This window comes from Microbacterium sp. NPDC055502, assembly GCF_053643635.1.
In genome coordinates, this window is sequence record NZ_JBSHKJ010000001.1 from 509230 (window position 1) to 528466 (window position 19237).

Annotated in this window: 23 protein-coding genes; 9 read left to right on the forward strand and 14 right to left on the reverse strand. The window is 71.4% G+C overall.

Annotation, left to right across the window (positions count from 1 at the left end):
- Positions 1-12: 12 nt before the first annotated feature.
- Genes ACWH95_RS02620 through ACWH95_RS02630 form a run of 3 tightly spaced genes read right to left on the reverse strand, consistent with a single transcriptional unit; the run spans position 13 to position 1810 of the window.
- Positions 13-456, reverse strand: coding sequence for a nuclear transport factor 2 family protein (locus ACWH95_RS02620; RefSeq protein ID WP_378802844.1), 444 nt, complete (start codon positions 454-456; stop codon positions 13-15).
- Positions 453-1070, reverse strand: coding sequence for a gamma carbonic anhydrase family protein (locus ACWH95_RS02625; RefSeq protein ID WP_454120115.1), 618 nt, complete (start codon positions 1068-1070; stop codon positions 453-455). Before ACWH95_RS02625 ends, ACWH95_RS02620 begins: the two co-directional genes overlap by 4 nt.
- A complete protein-coding gene (locus tag ACWH95_RS02630) occupies positions 1070-1810 on the reverse strand; it encodes an SDR family NAD(P)-dependent oxidoreductase (RefSeq protein WP_206252610.1) in 741 nt (246 codons plus the stop codon). Before ACWH95_RS02630 ends, ACWH95_RS02625 begins: the two co-directional genes overlap by 1 nt.
- Positions 1811-1866: 56 nt before the next feature.
- Between ACWH95_RS02630 and ACWH95_RS02635 the strand changes: the two genes are divergently transcribed.
- Positions 1867-2316 carry a VOC family protein gene (locus ACWH95_RS02635; protein WP_168442885.1) on the forward strand — a complete coding sequence of 150 codons (450 nt, stop codon included), beginning with the start codon at positions 1867-1869 and terminating at the stop codon, positions 2314-2316.
- On the opposite strand, the gene ACWH95_RS02640 is transcribed toward ACWH95_RS02635, so the two are convergent.
- Together ACWH95_RS02640 and ACWH95_RS02645 are read right to left on the reverse strand one after the other, a co-directional pair.
- Positions 2298-3176, reverse strand: a complete 879-nt coding sequence (locus ACWH95_RS02640) for an aldo/keto reductase (RefSeq protein ID WP_454120116.1) — start codon at positions 3174-3176, stop codon at positions 2298-2300. The two genes, ACWH95_RS02635 and ACWH95_RS02640, sit on opposite strands and share 19 nt — an antisense overlap.
- Positions 3173-3907 carry an SDR family NAD(P)-dependent oxidoreductase gene (locus ACWH95_RS02645; protein WP_205812726.1) on the reverse strand — a complete coding sequence of 245 codons (735 nt, stop codon included), beginning with the start codon at positions 3905-3907 and terminating at the stop codon, positions 3173-3175. The genes ACWH95_RS02640 and ACWH95_RS02645 overlap by 4 nt, the downstream gene beginning before the upstream one ends.
- A 90-nt stretch (positions 3908-3997) precedes the next feature.
- Here ACWH95_RS02645 and ACWH95_RS02650 point away from each other — a divergent pair, with 90 nt between their 5' ends.
- Entirely contained in the window at positions 3998-4864 is an 867-nt protein-coding gene (locus tag ACWH95_RS02650) for a CoA transferase subunit A (protein ID WP_136034088.1), read from the forward strand.
- The gene (locus ACWH95_RS02655; RefSeq protein WP_136034087.1) at positions 4861-5634 is read left to right on the forward strand and encodes a CoA-transferase subunit beta; all 774 of its coding nucleotides are present in this window, start codon (positions 4861-4863) and stop codon (positions 5632-5634) included. The genes ACWH95_RS02650 and ACWH95_RS02655 overlap by 4 nt, the downstream gene beginning before the upstream one ends.
- Positions 5635-5646: 12 nt before the next feature.
- On the opposite strand, the gene ACWH95_RS02660 is transcribed toward ACWH95_RS02655, so the two are convergent.
- Positions 5647-6258, reverse strand: a complete 612-nt coding sequence (locus ACWH95_RS02660) for a TetR/AcrR family transcriptional regulator (RefSeq protein WP_136034085.1) — start codon at positions 6256-6258, stop codon at positions 5647-5649.
- Between the two features lie 110 nt (positions 6259-6368).
- On the opposite strand from ACWH95_RS02660, the gene ACWH95_RS02665 reads away from it, so the two are divergent.
- Together ACWH95_RS02665 and ACWH95_RS02670 are read left to right on the forward strand one after the other, a co-directional pair.
- On the forward strand, positions 6369-7970 hold the full coding sequence (locus tag ACWH95_RS02665) for an AMP-binding protein (protein WP_136034083.1): 1602 nt from the start codon (positions 6369-6371) through the stop codon (positions 7968-7970).
- A 72-nt stretch (positions 7971-8042) separates the two neighbouring features.
- Positions 8043-8474 carry a hypothetical protein gene (locus ACWH95_RS02670; RefSeq protein WP_136034081.1) on the forward strand — a complete coding sequence of 144 codons (432 nt, stop codon included), beginning with the start codon at positions 8043-8045 and terminating at the stop codon, positions 8472-8474.
- 15 nt (positions 8475-8489) lie between these two features.
- Here the strand turns inward: ACWH95_RS02670 and ACWH95_RS02675 are convergent, their stop codons facing one another.
- Positions 8490-9710, reverse strand: coding sequence for an acetyl-CoA C-acetyltransferase (locus ACWH95_RS02675; RefSeq protein WP_136034079.1), 1221 nt, complete (start codon positions 9708-9710; stop codon positions 8490-8492).
- Entirely contained in the window at positions 9707-10525 is an 819-nt protein-coding gene (locus ACWH95_RS02680) for an SDR family oxidoreductase (protein ID WP_136034077.1), read from the reverse strand. The genes ACWH95_RS02675 and ACWH95_RS02680 overlap by 4 nt, the downstream gene beginning before the upstream one ends.
- A 72-nt stretch (positions 10526-10597) precedes the next feature.
- Between ACWH95_RS02680 and ACWH95_RS02685 the strand changes: the two genes are divergently transcribed.
- The 3 genes from ACWH95_RS02685 to ACWH95_RS02695 are packed head-to-tail and all read left to right on the forward strand — an operon-like array spanning position 10598 to position 12440.
- A complete protein-coding gene (locus tag ACWH95_RS02685) occupies positions 10598-11431 on the forward strand; it encodes an SDR family NAD(P)-dependent oxidoreductase (RefSeq protein WP_454120117.1) in 834 nt (277 codons plus the stop codon).
- Positions 11428-11961: a nuclear transport factor 2 family protein gene (locus tag ACWH95_RS02690; protein WP_136034072.1), complete on the forward strand. Its 534-nt coding sequence runs from the start codon at positions 11428-11430 to the stop codon at positions 11959-11961. Before ACWH95_RS02685 ends, ACWH95_RS02690 begins: the two co-directional genes overlap by 4 nt.
- Positions 11958-12440, forward strand: coding sequence for a nuclear transport factor 2 family protein (locus tag ACWH95_RS02695; RefSeq protein ID WP_136034070.1), 483 nt, complete (start codon positions 11958-11960; stop codon positions 12438-12440). The genes ACWH95_RS02690 and ACWH95_RS02695 overlap by 4 nt, the downstream gene beginning before the upstream one ends.
- A gap of 44 nt (positions 12441-12484) precedes the next feature.
- On the opposite strand, the gene ACWH95_RS02700 is transcribed toward ACWH95_RS02695, so the two are convergent.
- The 5 genes from ACWH95_RS02700 to ACWH95_RS02720 all read right to left on the reverse strand — a co-directional run bounded on the left by ACWH95_RS02700 (position 12485) and on the right by ACWH95_RS02720 (position 17714).
- On the reverse strand, positions 12485-12946 hold the full coding sequence (locus ACWH95_RS02700) for an ASCH domain-containing protein (protein WP_136034068.1): 462 nt from the start codon (positions 12944-12946) through the stop codon (positions 12485-12487).
- Positions 12947-12987: 41 nt separating this feature from the next.
- Entirely contained in the window at positions 12988-13707 is a 720-nt protein-coding gene (locus tag ACWH95_RS02705; protein ID WP_136034066.1) for an ABC transporter ATP-binding protein, read from the reverse strand.
- Entirely contained in the window at positions 13700-15517 is a 1818-nt protein-coding gene (locus ACWH95_RS02710; protein ID WP_136034064.1) for a branched-chain amino acid ABC transporter ATP-binding protein/permease, read from the reverse strand. Before ACWH95_RS02710 ends, ACWH95_RS02705 begins: the two co-directional genes overlap by 8 nt.
- A 2-nt stretch (positions 15518-15519) precedes the next feature.
- Positions 15520-16377 carry a branched-chain amino acid ABC transporter permease gene (locus tag ACWH95_RS02715; protein ID WP_136034062.1) on the reverse strand — a complete coding sequence of 286 codons (858 nt, stop codon included), beginning with the start codon at positions 16375-16377 and terminating at the stop codon, positions 15520-15522.
- Between the two features lie 110 nt (positions 16378-16487).
- Positions 16488-17714, reverse strand: coding sequence for an ABC transporter substrate-binding protein (locus ACWH95_RS02720; RefSeq protein WP_136034060.1), 1227 nt, complete (start codon positions 17712-17714; stop codon positions 16488-16490).
- Between the two features lie 132 nt (positions 17715-17846).
- Here ACWH95_RS02720 and ACWH95_RS02725 point away from each other — a divergent pair, with 132 nt between their 5' ends.
- Positions 17847-18626, forward strand: a complete 780-nt coding sequence (locus ACWH95_RS02725) for an SDR family NAD(P)-dependent oxidoreductase (protein WP_136034058.1) — start codon at positions 17847-17849, stop codon at positions 18624-18626.
- A 30-nt stretch (positions 18627-18656) separates the two neighbouring features.
- Here the strand turns inward: ACWH95_RS02725 and ACWH95_RS02730 are convergent, their stop codons facing one another.
- Positions 18657-19229, reverse strand: coding sequence for a PadR family transcriptional regulator (locus tag ACWH95_RS02730; protein ID WP_136034057.1), 573 nt, complete (start codon positions 19227-19229; stop codon positions 18657-18659).
- Between the last annotated feature and the right edge of the window lie 8 nt (positions 19230-19237).

Below are 19237 nucleotides of genomic sequence, written 5' to 3' on the forward strand. Positions count from 1 at the left end.
CTGACGGCGGCCTCAGCGGCGAAGCGGGGTGGTCTCGGTCCAGTCGGTGTACTTGCGGCGCTCGCGGAACAGCCAGCGGCCGTCCACCCGCACGAGGTCGTCGTCGTAGCGGTCGGCGAGGGTGAAGCGGATGCGTCCCTCCGAGGTCTCGCGGATGTGGTGCGACAGGCAGGCCGTATGCACCCGGGCGGTGTCGCCTCGCACCTCCACATCGCTCGGAGACAGCGCGTGACTGGTCGCCACGAAGGCCGTGAGGGCCTCGAACGCCGCGACCAGCTCCGCCGTCCCCCGCGGCGTCTCGGCCGGGTGATCGGCACGCGGCCGATACAGGAGCATCCGCCCGTCCGGCACGAACAACGACGCCATGTCGGCGAACCTCCGCTGATCGGCGTAGCGCCCGTACCGCAGGATCGTGCGGGTGATGTCGAGCCAGTCCGCGAACTCAGCCGTGCTCACCGGGGTCCCTCCGCGCGTCGACGGCGCAGCGGTGTCGCGGCGTCCGCGGCCCAAGTGGTGCGTCGGCGGTCGGGCTCCGCAGCCGGCAGCGGCTCCACCGCCACCAGGGTCTCACGGCTGCGCCGGGCGAGCTCCTGGTAGATGCGCACGCCGTTCCGCTTCCACTCCTGCGCGTCGTCGTCGAGGAGCCCGACCACCCGCGCCGGGGCTCCAAGCGCCTTCGACCCGGGCGGGATCACGGTGCCCGCGGTGACCACGGCACCCGCGCCCAGCAGCGCGTCCGCCCCGATCTCGGCGCCGTCGAGCACGGTGGCCCCGATGCCGATCAGCGCGAACGACCCGATGCGGCAGCCGTGCAGCACCGCCCCGTGGCCGACGTGGCTGTGCGGGTCGAGCACCGCGTCCGCACCGGGGAACGCGTGGATGACGCACGAGTCCTGCACGTTCGACCCCTCCCCCACGACGATGCGACCGAAGTCTCCGCGCAGGCTCGCGAAGGGTCCGATGTAGCAGCCGGGACCGATCACGACGTCACCGATCAGGCTCGCGGTCTCGTGCACGAACGCGGTCGGGTCGACCACCGGAACCACGCCGTCGAACGCGTACGACGGCATCAGGCGACCTGACCGCCGTCGATGACGAAGTCCTGTCCCGTGCAGTAGCTGCTGGCCGGGCTCGCGAGGTAGGCGACGAGTGCCGAGATCTCCTCGGGCCGGCCCGCGCGCGGGATGGGGATGCGTGAGATGAACCCGACCCCCGCCCGGGTGTCCTCGGTGATCATGGGCGTGTCGACGGCGCCGGGACACACGGTGTTCACGCGGATGCCGCTGCCCGCCAGCTCGCGGGCCAACGCGTGGGAGACCCCCCGCAGCCCCCATTTCGACGCCGAGTAGGGCACGCGGTTGGCGTAGCCGGCGACCCCGGCCGTCGAGGCGATGTTGATGATCGAGCCGCCGTCGCCCAGGAGCGGGAGCAGCGCCTGCACGCCGAGCATGGGGCCGATGAGGTTCACGTCGAGCGTGAGACGGATGACGCGCTCGGCCGTTTCCGCGAGCGGTCCTTCGGGGCAGAACCCGGCGTTGTTCACCAGCACGTCCACGTGGCCGAACCGCTCGCGCGCAGCCTCGGCGACCGCGCCCCACGCGTCGGCGGAGGAGACGTCGTGCGCGAGGCCGATCGCGCGATCGCCGTACGCGGTCGCGACCTCCTGCACGGCCGCCCCGTCGAGGTCGGTCAGCACCAGGTCGGCGCCGAGCTCGTGGAACAGAGCGGCGTGCGAGCGGCCCTGCCCTCCGGCGGCGCCGGTGATGACGGCGACGCGTCCGGTCAGGTCGATGACGGGTTTTGCACTCATGGGGTTCCTCCGCGATAGTGATCGAACAAACGTTTGCTTGAGAGATGGGAGACGGCATGCCGCGCCTGCACCACATGGGCATCACCGTGAGCGACACGGCGGCGGCCGCCGCGTTCTACGCCGCCGCGACGGGCGGCACGGTGACCGGCCCCCTGGTCAAGAGCGGCCCCGCGGTCGAGGCCGCGACCGGACGCCCCGGTGCCGAGATCCTGCTCACGTTCGTGCGGCTCGACGACGGCGTCTTCCTGGAGCTCGCGGAGTACCGCGGGGTCGACGCTGCGCGCATCGACCCGCACAACGGCCACATCGGCGCTGCCCACCCCGCGATCACGGTGCCCGACATCGCGCAGAGCCTCGCGCGGCTGGCGGAGCTCGGCCACCACCCGCTCTCGGCGGTCATGACCGCGACGGCCGGACCGCTCGACGGCTTCCGCTACGTGTACGTGCTCGGGCCCGACGACGTGCGGGTCGAGCTGCTGCAGGAGCCTCATCCCGGCACCGCCTGACCGGCGCCGTCGAGCAGCCGCAGGTCGGCGGGGTCCAGCGTCAGCTCGACCGCCGCGACGGAATCCCGCACGCTCTCCGGCCGGCTCGCACCGGGGATCGGGATCAGCACGGGCGATCGTGCGAGCAGCCACGCCAGCACCACGCGCTGCGGGCTGACGCCGGAGCGCGCCGCCACCTCGGCCACGGGCGCCGCCGCCCCGCCGAGCGCCTTCGCCTGGCGCATGCCGCCGAGCGGACCCCACGCGAGGAACGCCAGGCCGTGCTCCTCGCAGCGCCGCAGCACGGGCTCGCTCGACCGCTCCAGGAAGCTGTACTCGTTCTGCACGCTCACGAGCGCGTCGCCGAGGACGCCCCGGGCGAGGTCGAGCTGCGCAACGTCGACGTTCGACACCCCGACCCGCACCACGACCCCGTCGTCCACCAGCTGCCGCAGGGCCCCCATCGAGTCCGCATAGGGCACGCGCACGTCGGGCCGGTGGTGCTGGTAGAGCGGGAGCGCGTCGAGTCCGAGACGCCGCGCCGAGGCACGCGCGGCGGCGGCGAGATGCGCGGGCGTGCCGTCCACCCACCACGTCGCGGCGGGCCCGCGCGTGTGGCCGCCCTTCGTGGCGACGACCACGCGGTCCCTCGCGTCGGGGTACCGGCGCAGGGCCGCGGCGAGGGCGCGCTCGTTCACGCCCATCTCGCTCGACGGTCCGTACGAGTCGGCGGTGTCGAACAGCGTGATGCCGGCATCGACCGCGGCGTGCACGGCGCGGACGCCCCGCTCGACATCCGACTCCGGGGTCTGCGTGAGCGTCATCGCGCCCATCCCGAGCGCCGAGACCCGCAGGTCGCCGAGCGCGCGCTGCGGCATCATCGGCCCACGACCGTCCAGCCACCATCCACCGGCAGGCACTGGCCGATCACGTGCGTGGCATCGCGCAGCAGCCAGATGATCGCGGCGGCGATCTCCTCGGGATCGGCGAGACGGCCGCGCGGCGTGCGGCGCTCGACCGCGGCGAGGTCGTAGCCGCCGGCCACCAGCTCCTGCACCATCGGGGTGAGCGTGTGGCCGGGGGCGACCGCGTTCACGCGCACGCCGAGCGGCGCCCACTCGACCGCGAGGTTCTCCATCAGCTGCCGCTCCGCCGCCTTCGCCGGACCGTAGTCGGCCTGGTTCGCCCAGCCGCGATAGGCCGTGGTCGACGACACCATCACGATCGACCCTGGTTCTCCATCGAGACGCCGCACGAGGGCCCGCGACACGGCGAGCGCCCCGACGACGTGCACGTCGTACAGCAGCCGCAGCCGGTCGAGGCCGATCTCCAGCGCGGGCATGTACGCCCCACGGATTCCGTGGCACACGACCACGCCGCCCACGGGCGCGCGTTGCCAGGCGCGTTCCATCGCGGCCTCGACCGCCGCCTCGTCACGCAGGTCGACCGCCTCGGAGCTCACGTCGTCGTGGGCGCTCGGGCTCAGGTCGAACACCGTCACGGTGAGTCCGCGCTCGCGGAGCAGCCGCACCACCGCGTCGCCGATCCCGCTCGCTCCCCCGGTGACCACGACGTGGTCGGCGGGTCGATCCTGCGCCTGCTCCGGCATCATCCAGCTCCCTCGCTGCTCGCCCTCCCGGGCATGCTACTGTGATTCCCAAACAAGCGCTAGGTTTAGCGTCGGTCGCGCGAAGGAGCGGGAATGGCGGACAAGCAGGTCAGCATCGAGGAGGCGATCGGCACCCTCGAGAGCGGGATGACGGTCGGCATCGGCGGGTGGGGGTCGCGGCGCAAGCCCATGGCCCTGGTGCGCGAGATCCTGCGCCGCGACATCACCGACCTCACCGTGGTGGCCTTCGGCGGCCCCGACGTGGGGTTGCTTGCCGAGGCCGGGCGCATCCGTCGCCTCGTCTACGGCTTCGTGTCGCTCGACAGCATCCCGCTCGATCCGCTGTTCACGCGGGCGCGCGAGCGCGGGGCGATCGAGGTCGAGGAGTACGACGAGGGGATGTTCGTCGCGGGGCTGCGTGCCGCGAACGCCCGCCTCGACTTCCTCCCGATCCGCGCGGGCCTCGGCTCCGACGTGCTCCCGGCGAACCCTCGGCTGCGCACCGTCCGCTCCCCCTACTCCGACGCCGAGTACGTCGCGATGCCGGCGCTCCCCCTCGATGTCGCCCTCGTGCACGTGAACCGCGCCGACCCGCAGGGCAACGCGCAGTACCTCGGCCCCGACCCGTACTTCGACGACCTGTTCGCGATGGCCGCGCAGCGCACGATCGTCTCGGCCGAGAAGGTCGTGCCGACCGCCGCACTGCTCGACGAGGGCTCGTTCCACACGCTGCTGTTCAGCCGCCTCTACGCCTCCGCCGTGGTCGAGGCACCACGCGGGGCGCACTTCACCACGTGCGCGCCCGACTACGACCGCGACGAGGCGTTCCAGAAGCACTACGCCGCATCCGCCAAGGACCCCGACGCGTGGGCGGAGTTCGCGCGCACGTACCTGCACACCGACGAGGCGGGGTACCACGCCGCCGTCGCCCGCTTCCACGCCGACCGAGGAGAGTCATGACCACCGTCGCCCCCACGCCCGCGACCGTCGCCACCACCGCCGAGGTCTGCGTCGCGGCCTGCGCCGACACCTACCGCGACTCCGGCGAGGTGCTCGCCCACGCCGTCGGGATCATCCCGTCCCTCGGCGCCCGTCTGGCCAAGCTCACCACGGCGCCCGACCTGGTGCTCAGCGACGGCGAGGCCTTCTTCCTCAGCGGTCCGCCGATGCCCGGCGACACCGCAGCCCCCGCACCGACGATCGAGGGGTGGGCGCCGTTCCGCCGCATCTTCGACATCCTCGCGACCGGCCGACGCCAGAGCATGATGGGCGCCAGCCAGATCGACCGGCACGGCAACCAGAACATCTCGCTCATCGGCGACTGGGACCGCCCCACCAAGCAGCTGATCGGCGTGCGCGGGGCTCCGGGCAACACGGCCAACCACCGTGTGGACTACTGGGTGGCCCGGCACAGCCCCCGCGTGTTCGTGGAGTCGGTGGACATGGTGTCGGGTGTCGGCACCGACCGTGCGGCCGAAGCCGGGCTGGAGCACCACCGCCTCGGCGTGATCGTCACCAACCTCGCCGTGCTCGGCTTCGACGCGGACGGCATCGTGACGGTGCTCTCGGTGCACCCCGGCGTCGACCCGCAGCTCGTGGCGGACAGCACCGGCTTCGCGCTGGATGCGAGCGCCGCACCCCTCACGCGCACGCCCGACGCGGAGGAGCTGCGGCTGATCCGCGACGTGCTCGACCCGCGCGGCACCCGCAGCCGCGAGGTCGCAGACTGACGCGGGCTCCGCTCAGTCGGAGAGGAGGCCCTTGTGCAGCAGGTCGAGGAAGTTGTCGGTCAGGCTGGCGGCAGTGTGCCCGCGGCCGGGCCGGTACCACGCGACCGTGGACCACACGGCGTCGCGGATGAAGCGGTAGGCGATGGGCGCGTCGATGGAGTCGCGGAACACGCCGACCTTCTGCCCTTCACGGATCTGCGACAGCCACAGCTCCTCGATGCGCTCGCTGTTCTCGCGCAGGAACTCGAAGCCGGGCTGGCGGCCGAGGAACGACAGCTCGTTCTGGTAGAGGCCGACCGCGTCGGGCTGGCTCTCGATCGTCGTGAAGGCGTGCGCGATGAGCTTGTCGAGGATGTCGCGGGGGCTGCCGCCCTCGGCCACGATCTCCTCGAACCGATCGAGCAGCCCGGTCATGAAGCTGCCCAGGATCTCCTGGAGGATCGCCTCCTTGGAGGAGAAGTGATGGTAGAGGCTTCCGGAGAGGATGCCAGCCTCGTCGGCGATGTCGCGGACCGTGGTCGCGGAGTACCCGCGCTTGGCGATCAGGCGCGCGGCGATCGAGAGGATCTGATCGCGCCGCTCGGAGCTCTGCTCCTGGCGGCCTCCGCTTTTGGTCGTTGCCATTGCTGCTCCTTCACAGAAAATCTCACAAGCGCTTGCTCAAGTGTGCCGCATGCGAGCGGTTTCCCGAAACATCCCTTCGGAGTGTACGCATGATCTGGGAAAGGACGTCCATGACAGTCTCGGAAGCCACCACGGTCCCCGCCCTCCTCACGGAGATGGCGGCGCTCGGCGATCACCCCGCCATCGTCGACGGCGACGTGACGATCGGCTACGCCGAGCTGCGGGACCGCGTGGAGGACGTCGCCCGCGCCTACGTGGCGCAGGGCGTGGCGCCCGGCGACCGCATCGGTCTCTGGGCGCCCAACCGGTACGAGTTCATCCTCGCGATGCTCGGCGCCCAGCTGGTCGGGATCGCGGTCGTGCCGTTGAACACCCGCTTCACGGGTCACGAAGCCGCCGAGATCCTCGCCCGCTCCCGCGCCACCGCGCTCGTGCTGGCGGACGGCTTCCTCGGCAAGTCCTACAGCGAGATGCTGCGCGATGCAGCGGCCGAGCGCGGCGGGGACGGACCCGTGTTCCCCGGGCTCCCGCACCTCCGCACAGTGGTCTGCCTGGACGGCGACGGTGCCGGCGGGCTGCTGTCGTGGGACGCCTTCCTCGCCGGCGGTGGAGCCGTGGCACCGTCACGGGTGGCCGAAGCTGCCGCGGCGGTCGGTCCGGACGACATCATGGACGTGCTGTTCACCTCGGGCACCACGGGCGTGCCCAAGGGCGTGCTCAGCGCGCACCGGCAGACCCTGTCGGTCGCGCGCGCCTGGGGCCTCGGAGCCCGCCTCACGCCGGAGGACCGCTACGCCGTCGTGAACCCCTTCTTCCACGGCTTCGGCTACAAGGCGGGCATGATCACGTCGCTCATGGCCGGCACCACGATCTACCCCCTGGCCGTGTTCGACGCCGACCGCCTGCTCGACCTCGTGCAGTCCGCCCGCATCAGCGTGCTGCCCGGCGTGCCCACCATCTTCACATCGCTGCTCGACCACCCCCGCCTCAGCGAGTACGACCTGTCGTCGCTGCGGTTCGCGATCGCCGGGGCCACGGCCGCCCCCGCGACGCTCTTCCACGACATGGTGAACGTGCTCGGCTTCGAGACCGTGGCCCAGGCGTACGGCCTCACCGAGTGCGTCGTCGCCACCCTCTCCCGCCCCGGCGAGTCGCTGGAGCACACGGCCCAGACCACCGGACCCGCGGTCGAGGGCGTGGAGATCCGGGTCGTGGACGAGGAGGGGAACGACGCGGGGGTCGACGTGGACGGCGAGATCCTGCTGCGCGGCCCCAATGTGATGCTCGGCTACTTCGAGGACCCGGCCGCGACCGACGCCGTGCTCGACGCGGACGGCTGGTTCCACACCGGCGACGTCGGCCGTCTCGACGAGCACGGCTGCCTCAAGATCACCGACCGCCTGAAGGACATGTTCATCGTCGGCGGCTTCAACGTGTACCCCGCCGAGGTCGAGAACGCGCTGCGCAAGCACCCGGCGGTGAACGAGTCGGCCGTGATCGGTGTGGACGACGACCGGCTCGGCACCGTCGGCCGCGCCTACGTGCTGCTGCTGCACAACGCGGAACCGCGCCCCGACGCCGCCGAACTCGAGACCTTCTGCCGCCGGCACCTGGCGAACTTCAAAGTGCCGCGCGAGTTCGTGCTCGTGGAGGACTTCCCCCGCAACGCCACCGGCAAGATCCTCAAGTCCGAGCTCCGCGACCGCGCCTGACCCGCCGCGGTCGATTGGCCCGCGCGACCCCCGGCCGGTAGCCTTCGAGGTCGGCCACGGGGAAGGACGGGGATGCGGGGACACGACCGATCGGCGGGGATCACGCGACGCACGGCGATGCGGGCGGCGGTGTGGACGGTACCGGTGGTGGCGGTGACCTGCGCGGCGCCACTGGCGGCGGCGTCCACCGCGCGCCCGGCGGTGCAGATGCTGCCCGTCACCATCGACCGCGCGACCTTCACCTGGCCGGGAGCGGTGGTCGGCAACCCTGGGACGACGCCGATCACCGTGACGTGGTCGGTCGCGGTGTCACCCGAGCTGGACTGGATGACCGGGCCCACCACGGGCTCGACGACGGTCCCGCCCGGCTCGTCCGCCACCATCGCGGCGGGGGTGCAGGGATTCCCGGTCGCCGCGGCGTGGCCCACCACGCTCACCCTCACGCTGCTGCGCGACGGCGGCAGCGAGGATCACAGCCTCGTGTTCCAGGCCGAAGAGGCCTGACCGGGATCCGGGGCGTCAGCTCAGGCGCTCGAGCACCATCGCCATGCCCTGGCCACCGGCGGTGCACATGGTCTCGACCGCGAACTGCTCGTCTCGCTCCCGCAGCGCGTTGATCGCCGTGGTCGTGATGCGCGCACCCGTCATGCCGTAGGGGTGGCCGAGGGCGATCGCGCCGCCGTTGACGTTCACGCGCTCCGGATCGATGCCGATGTCCGCGATGGACGGCACGACCTGGGCCGCGAACGCCTCGTTGATCTCCAGGAGGTCGATGTCGCCGATGCTCATGCGGGCGTGGGCGAGCGCCCGCTCGACGGCCTGCACGGGACCGAGCCCCATGATCTCGGCCGACAGCGCCGACACCCCGGTCGACACGATGCGGGCGAGCGGGGTCAGCCCCAGCTCGGCGGCTCGGGTGTCGCTCATGACCACGAGCGCCGCCGCCCCATCGTTCAGCGCGCAGCAGTTCGCGGCCGTCACGGTGCCGTGCGGGCGGAACACGGGCTGCATCCCGCTGATGCCGTCCAGGGTCACCCCCGCGCGGGGGCCGTCGTCGGCCGAGACCAGCGTGCCGTCGGTCAGACGCACGGGAGTGATGTCCTTCTGCCAGAAGCCGCGGGCGGCCGCGGCCTCGGCACGGTTCTGGCTGAGCACGGCCCACTCGTCCTGCTCGCGCCGGGAGACGCCGCGGAACGTGGCCACGTTCTCGGCGGTCTCGCCCATCGCGATGTAGATGTCGGCGAGCTCGCCGCGCGCGCGCGGGTCGGACCACACGAACTCCGGGTCCTGCGCGTCCCGCGCGGTGCGGGCAGCGGCGTCGGCCCACCGCGGGTTCTTGGTGTCGGGCATGCCGTCGGCCTTGCCGGACCCGAACTGCGACACCGCCTCGACCCCGGCCGACACGAACACGTCGCCCTCGCCCGCCTTGATCGCGTGGAAGGCCATGCGAGTGGTCTGCAGCGAGGACGCGCAGTAGCGGTTGACGGTGGTGCCGGGCACGCCGTCCCACCCGAGCTGCAGCGCGACCATGCGGCCGATGTTGTACCCCTGCTGACCGGCCGGCTGCGCACACCCCATCATCAGGTCGTCGATCTCGGCGGGGTCGAGTCCCGGCACGGCTTCCACGGCGGCGCGCACCATCTGCGTCGCGAGGTCGTCGCCGCGCATGTCCTTCAGGCTGCCCTTGAACGCGCGGCCGATGGGCGAGCGCACGGCGGAGACGATGACGGCTTCGGTCATGAGGGGGTTCCTCCAGAGTCGGGCAGGCGGTCGGCCTGCCGCACGATGTCGGCGTTCGGGGTGTGGGCGAGGAAGGCCGGCCATTCGCCGCCGCCGTCGACCGGGATCACGGCACCGGTGAGGTGCGCGGAGAGGGGGGAGGCGAGCACGACGCACACGGCCCCGAGTTCGGCGGGGTCGGCGAGACGTCCGCGCGGGATGGTGCGCGCGATCTCGGCGTATTGCTCGGGCGTGCCGTAGTGATCGGCGGCGCTCTCGGTGTGCACGAGCCCGCTGCTGACCGCGTTGACGCGGATCTCGGGGGCCCACTCGACGGCGAGGCTGCGGGTCAGGCTCTCCAGTGCCGCCTTGGCCGCCCCGTAGACGGCGGTGCCCGGACTCGGACGGCGCGCACTGATCGAGGTGATGTTGACGACACTGCCCTTCGCTGCGCGCAGAGGCTCGAACGCGGCGCGCGTGGCGACGGCGGCCGAGAGGAAGTTGATCTCGGTGATCGCCTGGAAGTAGCGGGGCGAGCCCGCCTCGAACCGGCCGAAGGGGGAGCCGCCGACGTTGTTGACGAGTACGTCGAGCCGTCCGTGGCGCTCGGCCACGTCGCGGATCCACGCCTCGTTCTGCGCCGCGTCGCGCACGTCGACGGGGCGGAAGGAAGCGCGGCGCCCGTCGCGCTCGGGAACCCCGTCGGGCTCGGAGCGCCCGCAGAACTCGACCTCGGCCCCGGCGTCCAGGAACGCGTCGACCACGCCCCGGCCGACACCGCGACCGCCGCCGGTGACCGCGACGACCTTCCCCGCGAAATCGATGACCAGACTCACTGCGCACTCCTCCGTACCGCGCTCCGGTGCGACGGCCTGTCCATGCTACCAACCAAATGCTAGGTTTGTTGCATGGGTCACGAAGACGTACCTCCCCGCTCTCCGCGCACGATCGTCGTCACCGGCGGTGCGCTCGGCATCGGTGGCGGCATCAGCCGCCGCTTCGCCGCTGAGGGCGACCACGTGGTGCTGGTCGACATCGACGCCGACGCCGCTGAGGCGACAGCGTCGGAGATCGAGGAAGACGGCGGGAGCTGCACCGCGCTCGTCGGCGACATCACCCGGGACGACGCGGTCGCCCGCCTGGCGGCCCACGTTCAGGAGCAGCACGGTCATGCGGAGGTGCTCGTCAACAACGTCGGCGACTTCCGCCCCGCGAAGTCATTCTTCGCCAAGAGCCCACCGGAGCAGTGGCAGCGGTTGCACGAGCTGAACCTCTGGCACGTGTTCGCGGTGACGCACGCCCTGCTGCCCGGAATGATCGCGGCCGGCCGCGGCAGCATCGTGAACGTGTCCACCGTGGAGGCCTTCCGCGGCATCCCCGGCAACGCGGTGTACTCCGCCTACAACGCCGGCGTGTCCGCCTTCACCAAGAGCCTGGCGGTCGAGCTCGGCCCCTCCGGCATCCGCGTCAACGCGATCGCCCCCGACCTCGCCGACACCCCTCAGACACCGGCCGAGCTGATGCTCGCCGGACGCGACCCCGCTCTGCTGCGCTCCTGGCTCCCTGCCGGGCGCTTCGGTCGACCGGAGGACTTCGCGGGCGTGGTGGCGTTCCTCGCCTCCGACGACGCCGCCTTCGTGACCGGACACACCATTCCGGTCGACGGCGGCACGCTCGCCGCCTCCGGCTGGTACGGCCGCGCGGAGGGCCGCGGCTGGACCAACCTGCCGGATCGAGCATGAACCTCGCGGAGCTGGTCGATCGTCAGGAGATCCACGCCCTCGTGCTCCGCTACTGTGCTGGGGTCGACCGGGCGGATTGGGGCGCGGTGCGTGCGGTGTATGCCACGGACGGCGTCGACCACCACACCGGTTTCTCCGGTGACGCCGACGCCTACGTGGCCTGGTTGCGCGAACGGACCGCGGTCTTCGACGGCACTGCGCACCTCACCGCCAACCACACGGTCGAGCTGCTCGGCGACCACGCGTACGCGGAGACCTCCGGCACCGCTGTGCACTGGGGATCCCCGGCCGACGACGAGACCCGCAACTTCACGAGCGGCTTCCGCTACCTCGACCACCTGCGCCGCGACCCGGACGGCTGGCGGATCGTCGAGCGCCTCGCGGTGCGCGACTGGACCCGGTCCGACGCCGGGCGCCTGCGCGATCCCGAGGGCGACGGCCCACGCGGACGGCGAGGACCGGACGACCCCTCCACCGCGTTCCGGGAGCGGGTGCGGACGACAGCCGAGAGCGCGAGGAGGATGACATGACCGCGGACATCGAACGGCGGCTGCGGCTGCTGGAGGACCGCCTGGAGCTCATCGACCTGGAGGCGACGTACGCGCGCTCGTTCGACGAACGCGACGGCGCCGTGTGGAGCGCGCTCTTCACGGACGACGGGGTGTACCAGTCCCGGCCCGTAGGCGACGCGCCGCCCGTCACGTTCGTACAGGGTCGTGTTGCGCTGGAGGCGTTCTGCCGCGACGCCCCGTTCTCGGGCATCCACTTCCTGCACCTGCCGCAGCTGCGGTTCGACGGCGACCGGGCGACCGCCCGCGTGCACCTCGAGTTCCACGGCGACCACCCTGCGGACCCGGGCGCACCCCGCGTGGCGATGCGCGGGTACTACGACGTGGCGTATCGCCGGGTGGACGGTCGCTGGCGCATCGCCCACCGCGTCACCACGGCGTTCGGACGCGAACAGACAACGGTGCTCGGCTATCCGCCCGCGGCCGTGCTGCCGGACTGATCCGAGCGGAGGTCGGGCGAGGTCACGGTCAGGCGCGGCCCCGGTCAGACGGGGAGGACGAGCCGGAACCGCTCGCAGAGCACGGGCATGTCCGGGGCGTAGCCGCGCGGGCTCTCGGAGTGGGTGCGCCAGTAGCGCTCGTGCACCTCGCGCCAGTGCTCCAGCGTGCGGTCACCCTCCCCCTCGGCGAAGGCGTGCACGGCATCGACCCGGTCGAACGGCACGACCTCGAGCGCGGTCGTCTCGATCACGGCGCGCGGCTCCCCGCGTCCGTCGAGGATGATGCTGAGCTCACCCACCTCGGGCAGCGGGTCGCCGGTCGCCTCGTAGTCCCACAGCGACGACGCGGTGCCGACCTTCACACCGGCGAGCACCAGCGCGAGCAGCTCGTCGGCGTGCGCCGGGGTGGCACCGAACGCCCATGCCTCCGGCACCGCTTCGGGAAGGTGCGGCAGCGCCGCCCTCGCGTCGCGCCAGTACTGCTCGATCCCCGCACCGTCATCCACCCGCCCAGACTAGCGGCGGACACCCCCGGGACCGCCTGCCGTCACGCGACCGCGCCGAAGTACGCCCGCTGCAGATCCTCCAGGGACACGTCGGCCGCGGCGCCCGCGAGCGTCGTGCGGCCCATCTCGATCACGGCCACCTCGTCGGCGATCGCGACGGACTCCTGCACCGCCTGTTCGACGAGGAGGATGCCGATGCCGGTCGCCTTCAGCTCGTGCACCCGCTCCATGACCTCCTTGACGATCACGGGGGCCAGGCCCTGGCTCGGCTCATCGAGGATCAGCAGTTTCGGCTTCGCCATGAGCGCCTGCCCGATCGCGAGCATCTGCTGCTGTCCGCCCGACATGCTCGCAGCCGGGAGGGCCCGCTTGCTGCCGAGGATCGGGAACAGCTGGTAGATCTCGTCGACCGAGGAGGCGAGGCCGCGCTTGCCGAGGCGTCGCGAGAAGCCGCCGAGGATCAGGTTCTGCTCGATCGTCAGCTCACGGAAGACCTTCTTGCCCTCCTGCACGTAGGAGATCCCGCGCGCGACCCGCTTGTGCGGCGCGTCGGCGAGGGGCGCCCCCAGGTAGGAGACGGACCCGCCCGTGACCCGGTTCAATCCGGTGATGGCACGCAGCGTGGTGGTCTTGCCGGCGCCGTTGCGACCGAGCAGCACCGTGATCTCTCCCGACCGCACCGTGAGCGACACGTCGCGCACCACGGTCAGGTCGCCGTAGCCGGTCTGCAGCGCCGACACCTCCAGCAGCACGTCACTCATGGTCGCCGCCTCCCGCCGCGTTGGTCTCCGCCGTGACGCCGAGGTACTCCTCCATCACGCGCGGGTTGCTCTCGATCTGCTCCGGGGTGCCGTGCGCCATGACCGCGCCCTGGGCGAGCACGTAGATGTCGTCGGCGAGACGCAGCACCAGCTGGAAGTTGTGCTCCACGAGAATCACGGTCATCCCGGCGTCGCGCAGCCGGCGCACCAGGCTCTCCAGCACCTCCAGCTCGTCCTCGTCGAGGCCGGAGGCGACCTCGTCGAGCAGCACGACCTGGGGCGAGGCCGCGAGGCTGCGGGCGACCTCCAGCAGGCGGCGGTTGCCGAGCGGGAGGGAGTCGGCCGGCTCGTCGCGCTGCGCGCTCAGCCCGACCAGTGCCAGGGCACGTTCGGCCGCCGCGCGGTTCTCCCGACGCGCCCGCCAGAACGACGGCAGGCGCAGCACCGACGCGAACACGCTGGCGCGCTCGGTCGCGTAGCACCCGGCCTGCACGGCTTCGAACACGGTGAGCTTCTCGGGGATGTTGGGGGTCTGGAACGTGCGCGACACTCCGGCCCGCGCGACCCGATACGACGAGAGCCCCTGGATGGGCCGCCCGTCGAGCTCGATCGTGCCGGCGTCGGTGCGGTAGAACCCCGAGATCATGTTCAGCAGCGTGGTCTTGCCGGAGCCGTTGGGCCCGATGATCGCGGTGACCGCGCCCGGCGCCGCCTCGATCGAGACCTTCGAGAGTGCCTGGTTGCCACCGAACGCCTTCGAGACACCGTCGGTGCGCAGCAGGGCGCCGTCGAGCCTCTCGACGTCGGCCGGGGCTGCGGGCACGGGCTCGATGCCGACCCTGCGCTTCGCAGCGATGTCGGCCTTGCGCACGAGGCTGCGCACGAGCCCGGAGAGACCGCCGGTGAATGCGACCCCTCCGATGAGCAGGAACGCACCGGAGATGATGAGGCCGAACTTGCTGAAGTTCGTCGACTGGTTCATGCCGAACTGCAGCACGGCCGCGCCGATGAGCGCCCCGTAGATGCTTGCGGATCCGCCGAAGATCGACGCCGCGAGCACCGTCATCGCGAAGGAGAACGCGAACGCCTCCGGCGAGATGAACAGGTCGAGGTTGGCGAACAGCACGCCCGCGATGCCGGCCGGCACCGCGCCGATCGCGTACGCGGTGAGCTTGGCGCGGAAGACCGAGATGCCCATGGACGACGCCAGCACGGGGCTCTGCTTGAGCACGCGCAGGGCGGTGCCGTGGTCGGACACGACGAGGTTGCGGATGAGGGCGAACACGACGATCGCGATCGCGACGATCAGCACGTAGTACGTCCGCCCGTCGATCATCTGCCCGAAGGAGGTCGCGGGCATGATGCCGGCCAGGCCGTTGCGACCGCCGGTCTCCTCCTTGAAGATCGACAGCACGTCGGGGACGATCAGGATCAGGAAGAACGAGGTCATCGCGAGCGACCAGCTGCCGAGCCGGAGCCCGGGGATGCCGGAGATCAGGCCGACGATCAGGGCGGCCCCTCCGCCGATCAGCAGTTGCAGCCAGATGTCGGTCACGCCGGCCTTGTTGGCGAGACCCGCCGCGTAGGCACCGGCGGCGTACATGGCGACCTGACCCATCGCGAGCTCGCCGGCGTAGCCGAGCGAGAGGTTCAGGCCGAGCACGATGAGGGCGAGGATGAGCGTGAGCTCGATCTGCCGGGTCGCGCCGTAGTTGAGCCCCAGGAAGGGCAGCACGAGCAGCACCGCGCCGATGGCGAGCGGCCAGAGCCACCCGGGGACGGCACGCAGTTTCAGCCAGAGAGCGGCCATGGTCACACCGTCCGTTCCACGCGACGGGTGAAGAGCCCCGTCGGTTTGACCATCAGGATCACGATCAGGATGAAGAACACCGTCAGCCCCGCGTAGTCCGCGCCGATGTAGCGCGTGGCGAGGGCCTCGGCGAGTCCGACGATCAGCCCCCCGACCAGCACGCCGCCCAGCGACCCGAAGCCGCCGATGGCGAGCACCACGAAGCCCTTGAGCGCGAGCGAGGCGCCGAGGGTCGCGACCGCGTAGGTCTTGGGCCCGACGAAGACGCCGAGGAACCCGGCGAGCACCCCCGTGAAGATGAAGGCCAGCAGGGCGAAGCGCCGCACGTTCACGCCGCGCAGCTGGGCCGCCTCCCGGTTCTCGCTCATGCCGAGCAGGGCGATGCCGGTCATGCTCCGCTTCGCGAACTGGGTGAGCACCACCACGAGCACGATCACGAGCACGATCAGGGCGATCTCGACGGGGTACACGCGGCCGCCGAGGAACTCGAGCACCTGGTCGCCCATGAAGAAGGGGACACGCTTGGGCTCACCGCCCCAGATCACCTGTGCGACGCCTTCCATGATGATCGACGCGCCGAGCGTGGTGACGAGCAGGTTGTGCGGGTCTTTCACCGGTCGGATGGCGACGCGCTCCTCCAGCGCGGCGATCCCGCCGACGATCACGGCCGCGCCGATCGCGACGAGCCACCAGGGCAGACCCCAGACGACGATGCCGACGTACGCGAGGAACGCACCGAGCATCATGAGCGCCGCCTGGGCGAAGTTGAAGGTCTTCTGGGAGAGGAAGACGATGTTGTAGCCGATCGCCACCAGTGCGTAGATCGCACCGAGCGCGAGGCCGGACCAGATGATGGTCATTGCGGTCGGGTCCTTCCATCATTGTGGCTTCGAGGCGGCGGGCTCCGTGTGCCGACGGCTCGGATCCGCGGGGGATCCGAGCCGCCGGCCGTGGTCGCTCGCCGGCCGGGTCAGGGCTGGAACTGACCGTTGACGAGCTCGCCGGGGGGGATGAACGCGAACTGGTCCGGGCTCACGTGCGGGCTGTGCGCGTCCTTCTCGAACGCGTAGTTGGCGAGGATCGCCGTCTCGGCCGCCTTCTGCACCTCGGGGTCGATGAGCGCCTCGACCAGGGCGTCGGGGTCGTCGATGCCACCGGCCTTCTCCGCGGCGGCCTTGAACAGCAGCGCCGAGTCGTAGTTGTACGCGAGGATCAGCGACGACTTGATGTCGCCCGCAGCGAGCATGCGCTCCACGGCGTCGTTGACCTTGGTGTCGTCGGGGTTGTACTGGGTGCTGGAGTACACCTGCATGGTGAGGTTCTTCACCTGATCGGTGCCGAGCACGCCGTCGGGGGCGGGCGTGGCGATCAGACCGGTCGCGGCGACGGAGGAGTTGCCCATCACCGGCACGTCCCAGCCGAGCTTCTCGAGGCTCTGCAGCACGTAGCCGAGCGGGGCGCCGTAGGCGTCGAGAACGAGCACGTCGGGGTCGCCCTGCTGGAGCGCCGACAGCTGCGGGGTCATGTCGAGCGCGGCGTTGTCGAAGCCCTCGTTGCCGGTGACGGTGAAGCCCGCGTCGGCGAAGGTGGTCTCACCGAGCTGTCCGAACAGCTCGCCGTAGGCGCTGGAGCCGTGCAGGATGGCCACGTCCTCGTAGCCGCGATCCTCCATCTCGGCGACGAACGAGCCGAGGTAGTCGGGCACGGACGCGCTGAGGTCGAAGCTGTAGGGGTTGACCGAGGGGTCGCCGGAGCCGGTGGTCGGGCCGATGTTGAACGACACGATCTGGTTCTGCGTGAGGATCGGCAGCATCGCCTCGGTGATGGTGGAAGGGCCGGAGTTCATCACGAGGGCGGGCTTGCCCTCGGTGGCGATGTACTCGCGCAGCTTGGTGACGGCGACGGTCGGGTCGGCGTTGTCCTCCAGATGCGTGATCTCGACCTCGCGGTCGAGGATGCCGCCCATGTCGTTGACGGCGTCGACGGAGGCGAGGGCTGCCGTGACGGCGGTGGTGGCGTTGTCCGCCAGGATGCCCTCCGCGCCCATGCCGCCCAGCACCACGATCTTGATCGGATCGCCCCCGGCGTCCCCGCCGCCGCTGTTGTCGGCGTCCGCATCGCCGCCGGAGCAGCCGGCGAGCGCCATGGACGACACCACGATCCCTGCGGCGACTGCCGCGAGCCTCTTGAATCGCATTTCCGAACCTCTCTCATCGTTGAGTTAGAGCGACCAAACGCTTGCTTAGTAAATCACACTCGGATCACCCGGACAATGCCCAACCGGTCAATTGCTTGGTTGATGACGGAACTGCTGTTAGATTCGCCGCTCATGGACACTCAGCAGAGCATCGACGCCCGCCAGCCCTCCCCCCTCGACGGCGTCGCCGTGGTGACGGGAGGCACCGGAGGGATCGGCTCGGCGATTGCGCGCAGCCTGGCCGCGGCGGGCATGCGCGTGGTCGTCACCCACCGCTCCGTGCCCGCCCCCGAGGTGCGCACGGCCCTGGGTGCCGACATCGAGCTGCACCGCCTGGACGTGCGCGACGAGGAGGCCGCCCGCGCCCTCGCGGACGACCTCGTGGCGCGCCACGGTGCGATCCACACGGTGGTGCACGCCGCCGGTCCCCACGTGCCGATGGTGCACCTGTCGAAGGTCCCCGTAGCGCAGTTCGCCCGCCAGGTGGACGACGACCTCGTGGGCTTCTTCACGATCGCTTCGGCATTCCTGCCCGCCCTGCGCCAGGCGTCCGGCTCGCTCACGGTCGTGACCAGCGCCGGCACCCGCCGATACCCCGTCCGCGACGGGCTCTCGGTGGCCCCGAAGGGCGGGGTGGAAGCACTGGCGCGCGGGCTCGCCGCGGAGGAGGGCCGCTTCGGCGTGCGCGTGAACGCCGTGGGCCCCGGGATGCTGTGGGACGGCATGTCGGCCCGCCTCATGGCCTCGGGCGACCTCGACCAGCGGGCGCTCGACGTGGCCATGGCCAACATCCCGATGCGCCGCTTCGGCACCGCGGACGACATCGCCGCGGCGGTCTCTTTCCTCGCGTCGCCCGCGGCCGGGTTCATCACGGGGCAGAAGCTCGACGTCGACGGGGGCTTCGGGCTCTGAGCCCCGGGGACGGTCACGCGCGGCCCGGCGTCATCGCATGCCCTGCAGGCGCTCGAGCAGCCAGTCGATGCGGGCGGCCTCGTCGCGGTTGAACCGCTCCGCCCACTCCAGGGCGACCCCGGAGAACCGCCACGCCTCTTCGCGCTCGGCTCCCCTGGCGTGCGCCCCCGCGTCCTCAGCGGTCCGCAGTGCCTCGTCGCGGTAGGCGGTGAGCGCGGCGCGCAGGCGGTCGAGATCGCCGTTGTGCGCGGCCCACAGGCGCAGGATCTGCGGGTGCTTGAGCACCACCGGCTCGGGCGGCACGTCGTCGGTCCAGCGCCGCATGTGGTCGCGTCCGAGCGGGGTGATCGCGTACAGGCGCCGGCTCTTCGCGGCGTGCGTCTGCTCCACCCGGGAGACCGCGAGGCCGAGGTCCTCCAGCCGGCGCAGCTCGGTGTAGATCTGGCTCTGCGACGGAGCCCAGTAGAAGAACGCGAGGCTCTGGTCGGCCCACTGCTTGACGTCGTAGCCCGACAGCTCGGTGTCGAACGACAGGATGCCCAGGACGGCCCAGCTCGTGGCGGGCAGCTCCGGCAGCTGCGGGGTGTTCTCGTGATCGGTCACTTGACCTC

Bases quoted from the DNA above. Each gene is read 5' to 3' on its own strand.
- ACWH95_RS02665 (WP_136034083.1), top strand. From the start codon at position 6,369: ATGACAGTCTCGGAAGCCACCACGGTCCCCGCCCTCCTCACGGAGATG.
- ACWH95_RS02705 (WP_136034066.1), bottom strand. From the start codon at position 13,707: ATGAGTGACGTGCTGCTGGAGGTGTCGGCGCTGCAGACCGGCTACGGC.
- ACWH95_RS02695 (WP_136034070.1), top strand. From the start codon at position 11,958: ATGACCGCGGACATCGAACGGCGGCTGCGGCTGCTGGAGGACCGCCTG.
- ACWH95_RS02630 (WP_206252610.1), bottom strand. From the start codon at position 1,810: ATGAGTGCAAAACCCGTCATCGACCTGACCGGACGCGTCGCCGTCATC.
- ACWH95_RS02635 (WP_168442885.1), top strand. From the start codon at position 1,867: ATGCCGCGCCTGCACCACATGGGCATCACCGTGAGCGACACGGCGGCG.
- ACWH95_RS02715 (WP_136034062.1), bottom strand. From the start codon at position 16,377: ATGACCATCATCTGGTCCGGCCTCGCGCTCGGTGCGATCTACGCACTG.
- ACWH95_RS02720 (WP_136034060.1), bottom strand. From the start codon at position 17,714: ATGCGATTCAAGAGGCTCGCGGCAGTCGCCGCAGGGATCGTGGTGTCG.
- ACWH95_RS02725 (WP_136034058.1), top strand. From the start codon at position 17,847: ATGGACACTCAGCAGAGCATCGACGCCCGCCAGCCCTCCCCCCTCGAC.
- ACWH95_RS02645 (WP_205812726.1), bottom strand. From the start codon at position 3,907: ATGATGCCGGAGCAGGCGCAGGATCGACCCGCCGACCACGTCGTGGTC.
- ACWH95_RS02710 (WP_136034064.1), bottom strand. From the start codon at position 15,517: ATGGCCGCTCTCTGGCTGAAACTGCGTGCCGTCCCCGGGTGGCTCTGG.
- ACWH95_RS02685 (WP_454120117.1), top strand. From the start codon at position 10,598: ATGGGTCACGAAGACGTACCTCCCCGCTCTCCGCGCACGATCGTCGTC.
- ACWH95_RS02655 (WP_136034087.1), top strand. From the start codon at position 4,861: ATGACCACCGTCGCCCCCACGCCCGCGACCGTCGCCACCACCGCCGAG.
- ACWH95_RS02625 (WP_454120115.1), bottom strand. From the start codon at position 1,070: ATGCCGTCGTACGCGTTCGACGGCGTGGTTCCGGTGGTCGACCCGACC.
- ACWH95_RS02640 (WP_454120116.1), bottom strand. From the start codon at position 3,176: ATGATGCCGCAGCGCGCGCTCGGCGACCTGCGGGTCTCGGCGCTCGGG.
- ACWH95_RS02670 (WP_136034081.1), top strand. From the start codon at position 8,043: ATGCGGGGACACGACCGATCGGCGGGGATCACGCGACGCACGGCGATG.
- ACWH95_RS02650 (WP_136034088.1), top strand. From the start codon at position 3,998: ATGGCGGACAAGCAGGTCAGCATCGAGGAGGCGATCGGCACCCTCGAG.
- ACWH95_RS02675 (WP_136034079.1), bottom strand. From the start codon at position 9,710: ATGACCGAAGCCGTCATCGTCTCCGCCGTGCGCTCGCCCATCGGCCGC.
- ACWH95_RS02660 (WP_136034085.1), bottom strand. From the start codon at position 6,258: ATGGCAACGACCAAAAGCGGAGGCCGCCAGGAGCAGAGCTCCGAGCGG.
- ACWH95_RS02690 (WP_136034072.1), top strand. From the start codon at position 11,428: ATGAACCTCGCGGAGCTGGTCGATCGTCAGGAGATCCACGCCCTCGTG.